At 68.5% G+C, this 13,207-nt stretch carries 10 protein-coding genes; 7 read left to right on the forward strand and 3 right to left on the reverse strand.

The genetic code is table 11. From position 1 onward, the window contains the following. Positions 1 to 332: 332 nt before the first annotated feature. Both FHT98_RS12285 and FHT98_RS12290 read left to right on the forward strand, forming a co-directional pair. Positions 333 to 1,139, forward strand: coding sequence for a WecB/TagA/CpsF family glycosyltransferase (locus tag FHT98_RS12285; protein ID WP_082617681.1), 807 nt, complete (start codon positions 333 to 335; stop codon positions 1,137 to 1,139). A 10-nt stretch (positions 1,140 to 1,149) separates the two neighbouring features. Beyond that, positions 1,150 to 2,052 (forward strand): DUF6492 family protein, encoded by a 903-nt coding sequence (locus FHT98_RS12290; protein WP_142114185.1) that lies wholly within the window; start codon positions 1,150 to 1,152, stop codon positions 2,050 to 2,052. Here FHT98_RS12290 and FHT98_RS12295 read toward each other — a convergent pair. Then, on the reverse strand, positions 2,044 to 3,282 hold the full coding sequence (locus FHT98_RS12295) for a lipopolysaccharide biosynthesis protein (RefSeq protein WP_142114186.1): 1,239 nt from the start codon (positions 3,280 to 3,282) through the stop codon (positions 2,044 to 2,046). The two genes, FHT98_RS12290 and FHT98_RS12295, sit on opposite strands and share 9 nt — an antisense overlap. A 111-nt stretch (positions 3,283 to 3,393) precedes the next feature. Here FHT98_RS12295 and FHT98_RS12300 point away from each other — a divergent pair, with 111 nt between their 5' ends. After that, positions 3,394 to 4,494, forward strand: a complete 1,101-nt coding sequence (locus tag FHT98_RS12300) for an endo-1,4-beta-xylanase (RefSeq protein ID WP_142114187.1) — start codon at positions 3,394 to 3,396, stop codon at positions 4,492 to 4,494. 111 nt (positions 4,495 to 4,605) lie between these two features. After that, a complete protein-coding gene (locus FHT98_RS12305) occupies positions 4,606 to 7,122 on the forward strand; it encodes an exopolysaccharide transport family protein (RefSeq protein ID WP_185745137.1) in 2,517 nt (838 codons plus the stop codon). 25 nt (positions 7,123 to 7,147) lie between these two features. Here FHT98_RS12305 and FHT98_RS12310 read toward each other — a convergent pair whose 3' ends face one another. After that, a complete protein-coding gene (locus FHT98_RS12310; RefSeq protein WP_142114189.1) occupies positions 7,148 to 8,197 on the reverse strand; it encodes a glycosyltransferase family 2 protein in 1,050 nt (349 codons plus the stop codon). Between the two features lie 167 nt (positions 8,198 to 8,364). Here FHT98_RS12310 and FHT98_RS12315 point away from each other — a divergent pair, with 167 nt between their 5' ends. After that, positions 8,365 to 9,537: a glycosyltransferase gene (locus FHT98_RS12315; RefSeq protein WP_185745138.1), complete on the forward strand. Its 1,173-nt coding sequence runs from the start codon at positions 8,365 to 8,367 to the stop codon at positions 9,535 to 9,537. Between the two features lie 4 nt (positions 9,538 to 9,541). Here the strand turns inward: FHT98_RS12315 and FHT98_RS12320 are convergent, their stop codons facing one another. Further along, entirely contained in the window at positions 9,542 to 10,651 is a 1,110-nt protein-coding gene (locus tag FHT98_RS12320) for an AbrB family transcriptional regulator (RefSeq protein WP_142114191.1), read from the reverse strand. A gap of 290 nt (positions 10,652 to 10,941) precedes the next feature. Between FHT98_RS12320 and FHT98_RS12325 the strand changes: the two genes are divergently transcribed. Together FHT98_RS12325 and FHT98_RS12330 are read left to right on the forward strand one after the other, a co-directional pair. Next, on the forward strand, positions 10,942 to 12,024 hold the full coding sequence (locus FHT98_RS12325) for a DMT family transporter (RefSeq protein WP_142114192.1): 1,083 nt from the start codon (positions 10,942 to 10,944) through the stop codon (positions 12,022 to 12,024). A 109-nt stretch (positions 12,025 to 12,133) separates the two neighbouring features. After that, positions 12,134 to 13,177, forward strand: coding sequence for a GMP reductase (locus FHT98_RS12330; RefSeq protein ID WP_061971090.1), 1,044 nt, complete (start codon positions 12,134 to 12,136; stop codon positions 13,175 to 13,177). Positions 13,178 to 13,207: the final 30 nt, after the last annotated feature.

Here is a 13,207-nt window from a genome sequence, read left to right on the forward strand (position 1 = left end):
TGAAATGCGCAGGGCCGCCATGCATTTCGTTAAGGATGATCGCAAAAAGATCAGAGCCGAGGGGCTTCGCCGCGTGCCGGATCGGGGCAGCCGGGCCGGGCTCTGTTTCGGGGCGGCACGGCGGCCGGAGGGGTGCGGCGGCGTGGCCCCGGTTATCGTTCCGGTTCGGTACAAGGCCTTGTTGCTGCAAGAGGATTGCCATTAACGCGCCTTCGCGGAACGCGGGAAGAAGCCGTTCACCTTTCAGCCGGCTTTGCCTTGACCCGAGGCCCGGAACGGCCAAGACATCGTGATGTTCGCAATGGGCCGCTGCGCCCCTGATCGAGAGCACCGTGTCCGCAACCGCCTCCATCACGATCGCTCGCGAAGCCGGAAGCCGAAAGCGACCGGGCTATGCCAAGCGCGATATCGGCGGGATCGGCATCGCCGTGATGGAGCGTGAGGCGGCGATCGCCGAGGTCACCGACGCGGTGCTGACGGGCGGCCACATGAAGCTCGCCTTCTGCAACGCCAATCTGGTGAATGTCGCGGCCGACAATGCCGCTCTGCAGCGCAGCCTCTCGACCTTCCTCGTGCTGGCAGACGGCATCGGCGTCGATCTCGGCAGCTGGATGCTCTACGGCAAGGCCTTCCCGGCCAATCTCAACGGCACGGATTTCTTCCCCACGCTCTTCGCCCGCTCCGAGCGGCCGATGCGGGTCGCCCTGCTCGGCGGCCGGCCGGGCGTCGCCGACCGCGCGGTCGCCAATCTGGCGCAGCGCTATCCAGCACATCGCTTCAGCGTCGTCTCGCACGGCTATTTCACCGCCGACGAGGAAATCGTGCTTCTCGGCAAGCTGAAGGTCGAGCGTCCGGACCTGCTGCTGGTGGCCATGGGCAATCCGCTGCAGGAGCGCTTCATCGCCGACAAGCTCGGGCCGCAGCATGGCTCGGTCGCGGCCGCCGTCGGGGCGCTGTTCGACTTCTTCGCCGACGAGGTGCCACGTGCGCCCGAGCTGATGCGCCGGATCAGGCTCGAATGGATCTACCGGCTCTGGCTCGAGCCGCGTCGGCTCTGGCGCCGCTACGTTCTCGGAAATCCCGCTTTCCTCCTGCGCATGGCCCGGCAATATGCCGTGGGGGGCCGACGGAGCGGGTGAGTCCAACCAATTGAATGAAACTTTTGCCCTGGCGACGCCGAGCTACAGGGGCGATATCGAGCGTTGCCGGCTGCTCTGCGCCAGCATCGATCGCTTCGTCACCGGCCATGCGGTCCATTATCTTCTGGTCGAGGACCGCGACGTCCCGCTGTTTCGGGATCTCGAAGGGCCGCGCCGCCGCATCCTGCCGGAATCGCAATTATTGCCGGGCTGGCTGCAATCGCGGCCCGATCCGCTGAGCTTCGGCACGCGCCGGCTCTGGACCGGGTTTCAGGCGCTGGCGCGCGGCATCCCGCCGCTGCGCGGCTGGCATGCCCAGCAGCTCAGGAAATTCGCGGTCGCAAAAACCTGCGCCGAGGACGTCATCCTCTTCGCCGATTCCGACATGCTGTTCGTGCGGCCCTTCGACCTGACCAGCTTGTCGGATGACGGCGCGATCCGGCTCTATCGCAAGCCGGATGCGATTACCGCCGACATGGCGCGCCACATCCCCTGGTGTGAGCATGCCAGCGCCCTGCTCGGGCTCGACGCACCATCGTTCCCGAGCCCGGACTACATCAACAATCTGGTGAGCTGGCGCCGCGACCATGTGCTGGCCCTGCTCGACCATGTCGAGAGCGTCAGCGGGCGCGACTGGGTCTCCGCCATCGCTCGCGAGCGGCAGTTCTCGGAATATGTGATCTACGGCTATTTCGTTGAACGCGTGCTCGGGCTCGAGGCTGCCGGCCACTGGCCGGATGCGCGCGAGCTCTGCAAGGTCTACTGGTTCAGCGAGGATGTCGCCGGGATGGATCGGCTCGCCTCCTTCGAGGAGGTTCTGGAACCCTGGCAGGTCGCCATCGGCATCCAGTCCTTCATCGGCGAGCCGCTCGATCGCATCCGCGCCCTGTTCGAGCGGCAGGCCTCAGCGTAGCGGCCTGCGACCCTGCGCCAGCAGCGTGTAGGTGAAGCCGGCCGAGGCGAGATAGACCACGCCGAAGACGAGGTTCATCGAGGCGGCCCAGCTTCTGGCCTCCGGGAACCGCGTCATCACCACCGAGATCAACCCGGCCTTGATCGCGGTGAGCAGGCACAACAGAGCGATGCGCGAGCCGGTGCGCTCGCGGGCGTAGAGCAGTTCGGCGTGGTACTCGACGAGATTGCGGAAGGCCGGGACCAGCAGCATCGGTGCGAACAGATAGGCGGCTTCCGAGACGTTGCGGCCGAGCAAATGCGGGAAGGGCTTGAGTGCGATGATGACGGCGACGAGCCCGGCGACCGAGACGAGCGCGATTCCCGCTTCGTAAGCCGCAAGCCGCCTGAAGCCGCCGACGCCACGCTCCTGCATGATCTTCTGCACCAGCATCTGGTTGAAGCTGCGCACCGGCATCGCGGTGAGGTCGATCACCCGGAGCGCGATGGCATAGAGGCCGGCGGTGCGCTCGCCGGCGAGGCCGAGCACCAGGAGCTTGTCGAGTTCTGACTGGACGTAGAACACGATATCGGCCGCGCCGGCGAAGACGGCGTCCGCCATGCGGCGCGGATAGAGGCTGCGCACGAAGCGCCAGCGTGCCGCCGGCAGGAAGGCGAGGAGCGCGATCAGGGCGCTCGCCATCGTCGCGCCGCAATAGGCGAAGGCCCAGATCTCGAGGCTGGCATGGCCGAAACCGGCGAAGAGCAGCGCCGCGATCGTGCGCAAGCCCGAGCCGATGATCACGAGCAGGGCCGCCTGCCGGAAGCGCCTAAGCCCGTTATTGACGATGGCGACGACCTCGACGAGGCGCCAGCCCAGGACCTCCGCGACGATGATCGCCGCGAAGGGCAGGAGTGCGAGGCGCTCCGCGAACAGCAGCAGATAGGCGGCGCCGGCAACCAGCGTGATCAGCGGCAGCGAGAATGCGGACAGGCCCGCGAAGCCGGACAGATAGGCACCGAGCAGGCGCGGCTTGACGGTGGCGACCCGGTAGAGCGGCGAGATGAAACCGAAGGCCAAGAGCCGCGACAGGATGAGCCCGGTCGAGGACGCCGTGGCGAACAGACCGAATTCGCCGAGGGTCAACGTATTCGCAACGATGAGGAAGTAGACAAGGGAGATCACGAGCCGGCCGGCGGAGCCGCTCAGGATGGTGAGGTAGGCGAAGATGGTGGCGCGATCCGGCAGCATGACCCGTTTCCGCGGCGGCTGGCCCGGCGCGTGCCTCAAGCGTTGCGATGTGACGAATCCCTCTTAGCCCAGAGGCGTTGAACGACCCTAAACGATACGGAAGCGTCCCGATTGACTGAGCAGCAACCCGAAACGGACCGGAATGAGGCGTCGCCGACGCGCCGCGACCTGCTGCGCGGAGCCGCGGCCGGCCTGATGGCGGGCAGCCTGGGAGGAACGGATTCCGCGCTTGCGGCTGCCCGGCCGATCCCGTTCGGTTCTGCGGCGGAGATCGATACCTTTCGCAAGGACGGGCGCTATCGCGAGGCTCTGAGGCGCTATTGCGACGTCATCGTGCCGATGAACGACCTGAAATGGGAGGCGCTGCGGCACGACCGGCCGCGCTTCGATTTCTCCGGCGCCGACGAACTCGTCGCCTTCGCCGAGGCGAACAGGAAGGCGCTGCGCGGCCACACGCTGCTCTGGGGCGAGGCGCTGCCCAACTGGGCCAGGGAGATGACGACGCGGGCCGAGGCCGAGCGCGAGCTCGTCAACCACATCGAGATCGTGGTCGATCGCTACAAGGGGCGGATCGCCACCTGGGATGTGGTCAACGAGGTCATCAAATACGATCCCACCGAGGGCGGTCCCTGGCGCGACACGATCTGGCAGCGCCTGCTCGGGCCGGAGCATGTCGACATCGCCTTCCGCACCGCGGCGCGGGTCGACCCGAAAGCCCGGCTCGTGCTCAACGATTTCCATTTCGAGGAGCCGGTTCCCGGCGCCGCCGCGCGCCGCAAGGTCGCGCTCGATATCTGCCGGCGCCTGAAGGACAAGGGCATCCCGGTGCATGGCGTCGGCATGCAGGCGCATCTCTATGCCGACAAGGGCATCGACGTGGACGGCCTGCAGCGCTTCATGCGCGATCTCGACGAGCTCGGCCTCGATGTCGAGATCACCGAGCTCGACGTCATCGACTGGAAGCTGCCGGCCGATGCCGCGAAGCGCGACAAGACCGCCGCCACCCTGGTCTCGACCTTCCTCGACGCTGTCGTCTCGGCCAAGCGGCCGAAGGCGATCGTCACCTGGGGACTGACCGACCGCTATTCATGGGTTCACGAAACTTTCCCGCGCAAGGACAGCGCCCGCGCCCGGCCCCTGCCGCTTGATGCCGATTATCGGCAGAAGCCGATGATGGCCGTGCTCGAACGCTACCGGCGTGGCACAGTGTGATGCGGGACAGTGAAGCGTAGCGTCATGTTCACAACCGAGCCGGCAGCGAGCGAAGCACAGGACAGGCAGGATCGCCACGGGCAAGACCGCCACGAGCGGCCGGCTCCTGCCATGCCTGCCCAGCTTGCCCGTCTCGCCGATCCCGTCTGGATTATCGGGACGCTCTGGGCGCGGCGCGGGCTGATCCTGCTGATGGCCGTGCTCGGTCTTGCCCTGGCGATCCTCGCCGGCCTGCTGATGACGCCGAAATACGTCTCGACCGCGCAGCTCTTCATCGATCCGCGCGATCTGCGCGTGCTCCAGAACGACGTCTCGCCCAACACCGTCGGCAGCGACCCGACCTCGATCACCGGCTATCTCGAAAGCCAGGCGCGGGTGATCGCCTCCGACAGCATCAAGTCGCGGGTTGTCGAGCGGCTGAACCTCGATCGTGATCCCGATTTCGGCGGAGCCTCGGCCGGCTTCCTCTCCCGCCTGCTGGGTACTGACACCGGCCCGTCGCCGAAAGCGACGCTCTACGCGCTGGCGGCGCTCGACCGAACGGTCGGCGTCCGGCGCGGCGAGCGCACCTTCGTCATCGACATTTCCGCGACGGCGCAGGACCCGGACAAGGCGGCGAAGATCGCCAATGCGCTGGCCGAGGCCTATCTGGACGATCAGGCCGCGGTCCGATCCGAGGCGGCGCAGCGCGCGACCACGGCCCTGACCGGGCGGCTGGAGGAACTGCGCAACCGTCTGCGCATCGCCGAGGAAAAGGCGGAAAAATACAAGGAAGCCAACAACATCGTCGGTGTCGGCACTCGCTCGCTGAGCGAGGAGCAGTTGTCGCTCAACAACACGCAGCTCGTCGCGGCCCGGACCCGCGCGACCGAGGCCAAGGCCAAGTACGACCAGATCACGGCGACGCGTGCGACCAATATCGAGGCCGGCGCGATTCCCGAAGCCGTCGCCTCCAACACGATGACCGCGCTGCGCGCCCAGCTCGGCGCGGCGCTGGCGCGCGAGGCGGATCTCGTCTCCTCGCTCGGCGCACGTCACCCGGCACTGGCCGCGTCGCAGTCGCAGGTGCGCGATGCCCGCCGCCAGATCGCCGACGAACTCTCCCGCATCGCCCGCGCCGCCAAGGCGGAATATGACCGCGCGGTCGAGGCCGAGCGCCAGCTCGCCCGCCGTGTCGACCAGCTCACGGCCGGGCAATACGCCGCCGGCCGCGCCTCGGTGCAGCTGCGCGAGCTCGAACGCGAGGTCGAATCCTCGCGCGCCATCTATGACGCCTTCCTCAAGCGTGCCCGCGAGACCGGCGAGCTCGGCGGCATCGATACCACCAATGCCCGCATCATCAGCCCGGCCATGCCGCCGCTCGAAAAGAGCGGCATGAGCCGGCGGACGCTCGCCATGCTCGGCGCCTTCGGCGGCGGCGGCGCAGGCGCCATGCTGGCGCTCGGCCTCGCCCTGTTCGCCGTGCCGCGGCCTCCGGCCAACAAGGAAACCCGCCCCCGCAAGCCGTTCTGGCGCCGTGCGCCGCGCCCTGCCGCGCCCGAGGCGGTTGCGAAGGAGCGGCCCCTATCCACACCTCCCGCGCCCGCGGCTCCTCCTTCCCCTCCGCGGCAAGCCAAGCCGTTCTGGCGTCGCGCCCCGCGCGCCGTCGCCACCGAAGCGGCCGAGAGCGCACGGCCAGCACCCAGGCCTGCCTCACCAGCCGCTGCCTCGCCCCAGCCCGCGGCAATGCGGCCGGAGCCACCGTCGCCGGCCGCTTCCACGGGGCTGGGGCCGGCGGGCTGGCGGCGTCTCATGGCGATTCAGGGCGGGCAGGCGGAGCACGCCGCGCGCCAACCCGCGCCGGCGGCCGAACCGGCTCCCGAGCCGATACGCCGTTCCGTTCCCGCGAGGGTGCTCGAGGCAGCTCCCGAACCTGCCTCCCAGCCCGCTGCCCTGGCGACGCTCGGCACCATCCCGTCCGTGCGCAATCGCCGCTGGCGGCGTGGCGTGGCGGAGGCGCGCTCGGTCTTCCAGGGACAGGCGCATCTGGTCGATGTCATCGACAAGCCGCAGGGCGGTTTCGCCGAGGCCGTCTCGGCCATTCGCCTCGCGCTGACCGGAGCAGCGGGGGGCGAGCAACGCCGCCGCGTCCTTGTTCTCGGCGTCGAGCCGCAGGCGGGGGCGACCACGCTCGCCCTTAATCTCGCGCTGGATGCGGCCCGGTCCGGTCTGCCGGCGCTGCTCGTCGATGCCGGCGACGGCGCTCACGGCCTGACCCCGGTTTTCGCCGCCGATGCGCCGCTTGGGCTCGGCGACGTGCTGGCCGGGCGTGCGGCCCTGGCGCGCGCGATTCTCAAGGACGAAGGCACCGGCCTGACCTTCCTGCCGTTGGCCGGAAACCCGCCGGCGGCGGGGCAGGGCTCGCTGCGGACAGGGCCGTTCGCGGCGGCGCATCGTTTCGGACCGATGATCGTCGATGGCGGCAGCCTGCCGATCGCGGGGCTGATCGGGCGCTTTGCCGAGGCGGCCGACGATATCGTGCTGGTCGCGCGCGACGCTGGCTCCACCAAGGCAGTGGCACAAGGCTGGCAGAAGGCGCTCGGGCCCCACGCGAACAAGCTGCGCGGCTTCGTGATCAACGCGGCCTGAAGCGTCTGCTGCGGCGAAAGCCGGGTCAGTTCTTCTCGGGCTTGCGGTACTGTTCGTTGGCGACGCCGAATTCCGACATCAACCGGCCGATCGCGACCTGCGCATGGTAGAGCCCGATCAGCCCCGAACCGGTGCGGATGCCGAGCGCGAGCCCCCGCGGAACCGCCGCTGCGAGCAGGGCGAGGGATTTCGCCAGCACCCGCAGCCTGCCGGCGGTTCCGGGATTTTGCCGTCGCTCGATGGCCGCCGAGATCGCGCCATTGCGCAGGCCACGCGCATGGATCCAGGCGAATTCGCTGCGCCGAGCCGGCATGGTCTCGCGCTGCGCCGCCTCCTGCACCCACCAGAAGCGGAAGCCGGCCGCCTTGGCGCGGGTGAAGAAATCGGTGTCGCCGCCGCCGGTGAAATCGAAGCTCTCGTCGAGGAAGGGGAAGCCGAGCCTCTCGAGTACGCCGCGCCGGATCAGGTAGTTCGCGCTCGAATAGAGCATCGGCACCGGCCCGGAGGCGCTGTAATGCGATCGGAACACCGGATGCGCTGACAACCAGGCGCGCGAGACGTCAGTGAAGACCGGCGTGACCGAGCCGCCGAACAGCTCTGCCGGTGCTGTCCGGGCCGCCGTGACGAAGGCATCGAGCCAGCCCGGCTCCGCCTCCTCGTCGTCATCGATGCCGAGGATCTGTTCCACGGCCGGGAAGCGCGTCAGGGCGCAGCGCCAAGCGGCGTTATAGGCCTTGCAGTTGCCCTGGCGCGGCTCGACGAGAACGAAGCCCTTGAACAGCCCCGCCGCGAGCAGGGCACTGGCGCGGGCCGCTCCGGCGCGCTCGATGCCCTCGTTCTCGACCACGATCACCGCGAAATCATGCCCGCCCTTCTGGCTGGCGAGCGAGCGCAATGTCGCTTCCAGCATGTCCGGACGCTTGAAGGTCGGGACGCAGACGACGCTCGTGATTCCCGCCAGCGCTTCTGGCGCCGAACCGGCCACAACCTCGAAGCTTTCGGGCGTGCCGAAGACCGGCCCGGCGGGGTGGTCCGGCCCGCCTCCCGGCGTGCTCTGGGCTGTCTGGCTGGCCATGGTCATCGGCCCGCAAGCTAGGCTGCGGCAGCTTAAGGTTCGGTGTCCGCCTTCGCCGAAAGAGCGGCCGATCCCGCCAAGTCCTATTGATCATAGCCGACGGCGCAGCTTGACCTGCCCGGCCAATGAGACGAGTGGAGTTACCACCTGTCGACGAGCTTTCCGCCTTGCGTCTTGCTTTCCTGACCTCGCTCATTCCCGTCGCCCGGCCGGATACCGGCTTCGAGATCGCCAATGCGGCGATCCTCTCGGCGTTGCGCGCGGCCGGGCACGAGGTCACGGCGATCGGCTTCCTGCGCCCCGGCGAGGTTCCGGCCGAGCCGGAGCAAGCGGTCGTGATCGCCGAGGCCGATATCGAGAACGCGGTGGTGCCGACGGCGCAGAAGCTGCGCTGGCTGGCGGCCGCCGTGCGGCTCGGCTTGCCGGTTGCCTGCGCGAAGCTCAGGCTCGCCGGAGCGGGCCGCCTCGTCGAAGCCGTCCGGGCTCACGGGCCTTTCGACGCGCTGATCCTGAATTCCGTCATGTTGCCGGGTGCTTTTCCGGAATTGCTGCGGCTCGCGCCCTGCATCCTCGTCGAGCACAATATCGAGCATGTTTCGGCCGGTCAGAACGCCGATCATGCCGAAAGCCTGCTGTTGCGCCGGCTCTACCGGCGCGAGGCGGGCTTGCTGGAGCGGCTGGAGCGACGGCTCTGGGACGAGGCGCGCTTCATCTGGACGCTCGCGGAAGAGGACCGGCAGGCGCTCGGTCCCGCCTATCGGGAGAAATCCTGCGCCCTGCCGCTGGTCTCCTCCCATGGGCCGGCCGCAGCTCCACCCGGCGATCTCGGCGAGGCCCCGGCCTTCGATGTCGGCCTGGTCGGCACCTGGACCTGGGGCTCGAACCTGATCGGCCTGGAATGGTTCCTCCAGGAGGTCTGCCCACTGCTGCCCGATGGAATCCGCGTCGCGATTGCCGGCCGGGTGCCGCCCGAATTGCGGACGCCGCTGAACGTGACGCTCGTCGGGCGCGTGCCCTCGGCCGAGCATTTCCTGCGCTCCTGCCGGCTGATCGCCCTGTCGAGCCGGGCCGGGACCGGCGTGCAGCTCAAGACGATCGAGGCGATGCAGCTCGGCCTGCCGGCGGTCGCGACCGCTCTGTCCTGTCGCGGCTTCACGACGCTGCCGGCCAACTTCACCCCTGCCGATACGGCGGCGGATTTCGCCCGGGCGGTGACGGAGCGCGTCGCCGCGATCCGTGCCGGCGATCGGCAGCGCATCGATGGCGCCGCCTTCATGGAGGGGCAGCGTGTGGCGCTGGCGGACGGGCTCGCGCGCGGGCTTGCCGTTGCCGCGGCGTAGGCGGCTATTCGACTGCGGCCTTGCTGTCCCGGCGGCCAATCAGGCCGAAGATCGGCCCGGCCGAGACCATCACCAGGAAGACGCGGATGATGTGATGGGCCGCGACGAAGGCGACCTCCGTATGGAGCGCCAGCGCGATCAGGCTCATCTCGGCGAGGCCGCCCGGCGAATAGGCCAGGATCAGCGGGACATGGCCGTGCACGGATAGCAGCGCGACGAGCCAGGCGAAGCCCAGCGTCAGCGCCAGCAGGATCATGGTCGAGCCGACCGAGAGCAGCAGCACGCGCAGGATGATGCGCGGCGCCGTGCCGACGAAGCGGCAGCCGATCGTCACGCCCAGCACGAGCTGCGCCGCATTGACGATCTCGGACGGTGGCATCGCGGCGCTGAGGCCGGTGACGTGCACGATCGCGCTGACCAGCATCGGGCCGAGCAGGTATTTCGCGGGCATCCGGAGCCAGTGGCCGACGATGACGCCGGCGATGCCGCAGCCGATCAGCCAGAGCTCGGAACCGAGCGGCGTCTGCGTGATGGAAGGGCCGGCGACGCGCCCGCCGCTCAGCGTCACCCCGCCGATCCACTGCACGATGAAGGGCAGCGTCATCACCACGAGCAGGATGCGGGCCGAATGGATCAGCGCGATGATGCGGGCATCGCCACCTTTTTCCTCGCCGACCGTGACCATCTCGATCAGGCCGCCGGGCATGCCCGAGAAGAAGGCGGTGACCGGGTCGAACCCGGCGACGCGGCGGAAATAGCTGACGCAGCAGAGCCCGCAGGCGACCATGAACAGCACGAGCCCGGCGAGCGTCGGCAGCCAGTTCGGCATCTGCGAGACCACCTCCGGCTTGAACGAGGCGCCGAGCATCACCCCGATCACCGCCGTCATCGGCGGGCGGATCACCGCTGGCGCGGCGACCGGCAGGTTGACCAGCGCGGTGACGGTGCAGAACACCATCGAGCCCAGCATCCAGGGCAGGGGCAGCTTGGCCTGCACGAAAAGCCAGCCGCCGAGCCCGCCGAGCGCGAGCGCCAGCGCGAAACGGCGATAGGGGAAGCGGTTGGGGGCGAACGCCTTGAGGCCGCCCAGGAAATCGTCGAACAGGGCCTTCATCGGCCGGTGCCGCCGTGCCGGATTGGCCGGTCGGTTTCCAAGGCCGCCCGGAGGCGGGAAGAGGGGCGGTCTCGAAGCGTCAAGCGGCAGGTCCCTTTGAGGTTCCTCCTAGAGGCTGTTCGCCGCCTTGCACAGTCCGCGCCGGGTATGTCGCCCCTGCGCGCCGCGCGGCCGGAACAACGCGGCCATGTCGCATTGTCATTGGCCGAATTGCCGCGTTTCCTCAATGATTTGCGGCAAGGGATGAAATTCCGCGCCGGCCATCGGCCGCCGACCACTGGTTGAGGGTGATGAGCGAGGAACGGCAGTCCGGCCGGCAGGGTCGGCCGGGGTTCGAGGGCGATGCCCCCTGGCACGAGCCGGCCGCGTCCGCGCCTCCGGCGCCCGGGTCTTCCGCCTCCGTTCCGATCGTCGAGGCCGAGCCATCGGGTGGCGTGAAGGCAGGCCGGTTCGGCTGGCTGGAAACCCGCAGGCAGCGCCTGCGCTACTGGTGGCGCGGCGCGAGCCCGAATCTGCGCGGTTCGGTCTTCATGCTCGCCGCCTTGCTTGTCTATGCGGTGATGGTCGCCGGCATCAAGCATGTCGGACAAGCCATCCCGCTCGCGCAGATCCTGCTGATCCGGCAGGTGATCATGACGGCGATCCTGCTGCTCTTCGCCGCCGGCAGTCTGCGGCGGGCGCTCCATACCGACCGGCTCGGCCTGCAGGTCTTCCGCAGCGTGGTCACGCTCCTGTCCATGCTGTGCGGCTTCACGGCGGTCGTCAAAATCCCGCTTGCCCAGGCGACCGCCATCGGTTTCAGCCAGGTGCTGTTCGTCACCATCGCGGCGGTCCTCGTCCTCAAGGAGGTCGTCGATATCAGGCGTTGGGCGGCGACGGCGATCGGGTTCGTCGGCGTGCTGATCATGCTGCGGCCGAGCTCGGAGGGGCTGGATATCTATGCCATGCTCGCTGTCGCCGGAGCGATCTGCGGCGCCGCCATCACGGTCAGCGTCCGCAAGCTCGCCGCGAGCGAGCGCACCGATACGATCCTGCTCTATCAGGGCATCGTGCTGATCGTGCTGCTGGCGGTCCCGACCTGGGCGTGGTGGCAGATGCCGACGCCCAATCAATGGTTCTGGCTGATCACGCTGAGCGTCTTCGGCACCGCCGGGCAATGGCTGATCACCCGCGCCTATCAGGTCGGCGAGGCGGCGGCGCTGGCGCCGCTCGATTTCAGCCGTCTGCTGCTGGCGAGCTTCACCGGCTTCGTCTTCTTCGCCGAGATTCCGGCGCTCACCACCTGGCTCGGCGCCGCTATCGTCATCGGCGCGACGCTCTATACGATCCGCAAGAACGCCCGCACGACGGCACCGCCGCCAGCCGCGGCCTGAGCGTCGGGATTGCGCCGCTCCCGCCCCAGGGGCTATGAATCGGCGCACGCCTCTCCGCGTGCGGCCGCCGGGCCTCGGCCCCGCGACAGCGAGATCCAGAGGCCCGATCATGCGCATCGAAAACGATCCGAAGCTCGATTTCCGCGACGTGCTGATCCGCCCGAAGCGCTCGACGCTGGGCAGCCGCGCCGAGGTCGATGTCGAGCGCTCGTTCCGCTTCGCCCATACCGGCAAGGAGTGGAAGGGTTTTCCGCTGATCGCCGCCAACATGGACGTCGTCGGCACCATGGCGATGGCCCGCGCGCTCCTGAAGCACGGCGCCATGGTCGCCCTGCACAAGCATTACAGCGCCGAGGAGCTGATCGCCTTCTTCCGCGAGCCGGGCTCGGCCAATGCCTTCTATTCGCTGGGCACCACCGATTCCGACCATGACAAGCTGAAGGCCGTCCATGCCCGCTCGCCGATCACCAAGATCTGCCTGGACGTCGCCAACGGCTACACCGAGAAATTCGTCGACACGGTCAAGGCGACGCGCGCAGACTTCCCGGATGCGGCGATCATGGCCGGCAATGTCGTCACCGGCGACATGACCGAGGCGCTGATCCTCGCCGGGGCCGATATCGTCAAGGTCGGCATCGGGCCGGGCTCGGTCTGCACCACCCGCAAGATGACCGGCGTCGGCTATCCCCAGCTCTCCGCCATCATCGAATGCGCGGACGCGGCCCATGGCCTGAAGGGCTTTGTCTGCGGCGATGGCGGGCTGACCGTGCCCGGCGACGTCGCCAAGGCCTATGGTGGCGGCTCCGATTTCGTGATGATGGGCGGCATGCTCGCCGGCCATGACGAATGCGAGGGCGAGATCCGCTACGAGGAGCGCGACGGCGAGACGGTGCCGGTCGCGATGACCTTCTACGGCATGTCCTCGGACACGGCGATGAACAAGTATTCCGGTGGCGTCGCCAAGTACCGGGCCTCCGAGGGCAAGACCGTCGAGGTGCCCTATCGCGGCCCGGTCGAGGGCACGATGCAGGAACTGATGGGCGGCGTGCGCTCGGCGATGACCTATATCGGCGCGGTGCGCCTGAAGGAGATGTCGAAGCGCACGACCTTCATCATGGTCGGCAGCCAGCTCAACACGATCTTCGGCAACTGACGCGGATTGGCATTTCCGCCGCTACCGCTT

It is taken from the genome of Allobosea sp. AK1 (assembly GCF_006714945.1).
GTDB lineage: Bacteria > Pseudomonadota > Alphaproteobacteria > Rhizobiales > Beijerinckiaceae > Allobosea > Allobosea robiniae.

What these genes read in the sequence shown, in the direction of transcription:
- FHT98_RS12320 (WP_142114191.1), bottom strand. Translation starts at nt 10,651, where the DNA reads ATGAAGGCCCTGTTCGACGATTTCCTGGGCGGCCTCAAGGCGTTCGCC.
- FHT98_RS12295 (WP_142114186.1), bottom strand. Translation starts at nt 3,282, where the DNA reads ATGCTGCCGGATCGCGCCACCATCTTCGCCTACCTCACCATCCTGAGC.
- FHT98_RS12310 (WP_142114189.1), bottom strand. Translation starts at nt 8,197, where the DNA reads ATGGCCAGCCAGACAGCCCAGAGCACGCCGGGAGGCGGGCCGGACCAC.
- FHT98_RS12305 (WP_185745137.1), top strand. Translation starts at nt 4,606, where the DNA reads ATGCCTGCCCAGCTTGCCCGTCTCGCCGATCCCGTCTGGATTATCGGG.
- FHT98_RS12330 (WP_061971090.1), top strand. Translation starts at nt 12,134, where the DNA reads ATGCGCATCGAAAACGATCCGAAGCTCGATTTCCGCGACGTGCTGATC.
- FHT98_RS12325 (WP_142114192.1), top strand. Translation starts at nt 10,942, where the DNA reads ATGAGCGAGGAACGGCAGTCCGGCCGGCAGGGTCGGCCGGGGTTCGAG.